The following is a 2,642-nucleotide window of genomic DNA, read 5'->3' on the forward strand; positions in this document are numbered from 1 at the left end:
CTTCCGGCGCCATCCGCTCGACAAGCGCAGCAGTCATCACCCCAGACTGCCGCAAGATCACGCCAAGTGAAATGGCGTCTTAGCCTTACGCGTTCAGTACAGGCATCGTTTGAAGCCTGTACCAGACGACTCCGGTGGTGACGGTCCCCCAGGCGATGGGGAACCAGGGCAGGTGCGACATGCCACTGTCCGACAAGTTCGCGGCGCAGACCAAGTAAACGGCCAGGACTGCGGCGGAAGGGCGCCGTCTCCTTATGCCGCGCCGGGCGCGGACGCACGCCAGTAGCACGTAGGCGGCCACGCCGAGAGCGAGGCCGGCGAGAGCGAGAGAGAACTCTAGGCCCGGGTTGCCGTCATGGGGAGTCTGGAGGGCCATGCCGGCACCGATCATGAGTGCACACACCGGTGGCACCCAGACAGGCAGGCGCGGCGGAATCGAGGCGCCATCGACATGGCCTTCTCGCGAGAGGTTGCGGCTGGCGTGTGCTGCATCCATGCCAGGCATTGTGGCAGCCGCCCACCGGCGCTCAGTATCCGCCCTTTCAGTGCCCTGGTCGGCGGGGTGGGCTGACGGTCAGGTGCCGGGTTGGGCGAACAGGCCGGGTTCGGAATCGGTGAGGATGCCTCATGCGACCAGGCGTTTCAGCTTGGAGCGGATGCCTTCGGTGGTCTCCGGGAGGATCGGCAAGTCGAGGGCTTGGCAGAGGGCCTTGGCCACTGTGTCGCACTGGGCGGCCACGCCGTCCAGCAGAGCGATGCCGGCGGCGTTGTCGTGCGCGGACGCGGGCAGGACGACAGCGTCGATGACCAGGCCGTTCACGTCCACGGCGAGTCCCCGTTTCCTGCCCGGCACCCGTTTCGAGGCGCCCTTGCCGGTAGTGCCGGCCGGCACGCCAACGGCGGCATGAAGGCTCTGGGTGTCCATCGCGATGAGACTCGGGTCGGCTAATCGCTCCCTCCTCTCCCGCAGTTGCCATCGCAGCAGGTCGTGGATGGTCTGGTCGGTGCCGTTGCTCCGTTCGTGTCAGCGTCCAGACTGCAGGGCGGAGGTGGTGACGCGGACAGTGCAGCCGGGGCCGGACAGCAAGTCCTGGGCGTTCGGCGGCACGCACCTAGTGATGTATGCGCGCACGCGGTCAGCTCCGTCGCTCAGGTGTGTCACACCGGCCAGCGCTCATGGTCAACGCCGTAGTGGCGGCGACAAGAAGGCGGGACGACTCCTCTGCAGTGCCCTTGGCCGCGTCCTTCGCCCTTCCCTCGGCATGCTGCTGGCGTGCGCATGCTTGGGCCCCGCTCCACAGGCTTGGCAGAATCAGGCACGTGAAGACAACGCACAAAACTCGGCGACACCTCGTCTCCCAGGTCCTTCTCCGACAGTTCGCGATGATGGGGCCCAAGGGCAGCGGCCGGTGCTGCTCTTCTCCGTCATCCATGCCTGGCATCATTCTGCGGACGTCCCGTCCTCCTTTGGCGCGGCCTCGCTTCACTCTCCCTCGCGCGCCGCGGGCCGTTCTGGCGGGACAAACGGCTCCTTCAGACGCTGTCTCTTCGTGCGGGCCAGCCCCTCACTTCTTCAGCATCTGAGCGGGAAGCTCGGTTTCATCCCCATCGAGCGTCGATCAGAGGTTTGATGGTGCTATGCAGGGGTGGAGGAGACGCGCGCTCATGGCGTGCGCAGCCATGTGTGGGGTGGCTGCCGTCGGTCTGGGTTCGGTGGCTGTTTTTATGGACCTGGAAACTGCGGACCGACTGGGCAGCGTTCTGGGCGCAATGGGAGGGCTGGCTGGCCTGGCGGTCTCGATATGGGCTCTCACCGGCCCTCGCCACTTGTCGGTCGGGGCCCGCGACGGCGGCGTTGCCTCGGGAGGGCATATAGGTCGTGTCATCGTCGGCCATCGCAATGAGGTGACTCCGAACGCGGCGGCGCATCGCGCCCCGCCAGCAATCGGCACCGTGCAGGCTTCGGGGGCAGGCAGCACCGCCGCCGCGGGCGATGTAGATGAGGTCATCACCGGGGACGGGAACCGCGCGTGACTCCCCCGCCGATATGGCCACGCCGGGACGGCACTCACGCCATGAGTGACAACGGCCCTCCCCGCTCCGGCGGTCAGGTCCGGGCAGACAAACAGTCGGTGGCCGCGGGCGGTGACGTCGGTGCAGTCGTCACCGGCGACCGCAATGCCATTACACATGTCTACGTTCTCCCGTCCGTCGGCTCTCCCGGCAGCGACACGGTCCCGACGGAACTGGCCACCAGGCGCATCGGCGTCTGCCATCCGCTCGACCTGGAAGTGCATCACGCGATCCATCTCGCCTCGGCACAAGAGGTTCTGCCGACCTATGTGCCGCGCGAGCACGATGCTCATCTGCAGCACATCGTCGAGGCCGCACGCGCGGGCAGGAGTCAGTTGTGTGTGCTGGTGGGCGAATCCTCCACCGGCAAGACCCGTGCGTGCTGGGAGGCGATCCAGAGTCTGGACACTGATGGGTGGCGGTTATGGCACCCCTTTGATCCCACGCGCGCCGACGCGGCTATGGCTGGCTTGGCCGCGGTGGGGCCTAAGACGCCATTTCACTTGGCGTGATCTTGCGGCAGTCTGGGGTGATGACTGCTGCGCTTGTCGAGCGGATGGCGCCGGAAG

Annotated in this window: 1 protein-coding gene and 1 pseudogene; one reads left to right on the top strand and one right to left on the bottom strand. The window is 66.7% G+C overall.

The annotated features are described in order from the left end of the window. Positions 1-703: 703 nt before the first annotated feature. Positions 704-1,018: pseudogene (locus tag DY218_RS25385) on the bottom strand (transposase); the annotation flags it as partial. A 1,057-nt stretch (positions 1,019-2,075) separates the two neighbouring features. Here DY218_RS25385 and DY218_RS35750 point away from each other — a divergent pair. Next, a complete protein-coding gene (locus tag DY218_RS35750; RefSeq protein ID WP_199566852.1) occupies positions 2,076-2,585 on the top strand; it encodes an ATP-binding protein in 510 nt (169 codons plus the stop codon). The last annotated feature ends 57 nt before the right edge of the window (positions 2,586-2,642 follow it).

It is taken from the genome of Streptomyces triticagri, assembly GCF_003429565.1.
GTDB lineage: Bacteria > Actinomycetota > Actinomycetes > Streptomycetales > Streptomycetaceae > Streptomyces > Streptomyces triticagri.

Bases quoted from the DNA above. Each gene is read 5' to 3' on its own strand.
- DY218_RS35750 (WP_199566852.1), top strand. From the start codon at position 2,076: ATGAGTGACAACGGCCCTCCCCGCTCCGGCGGTCAGGTCCGGGCAGAC.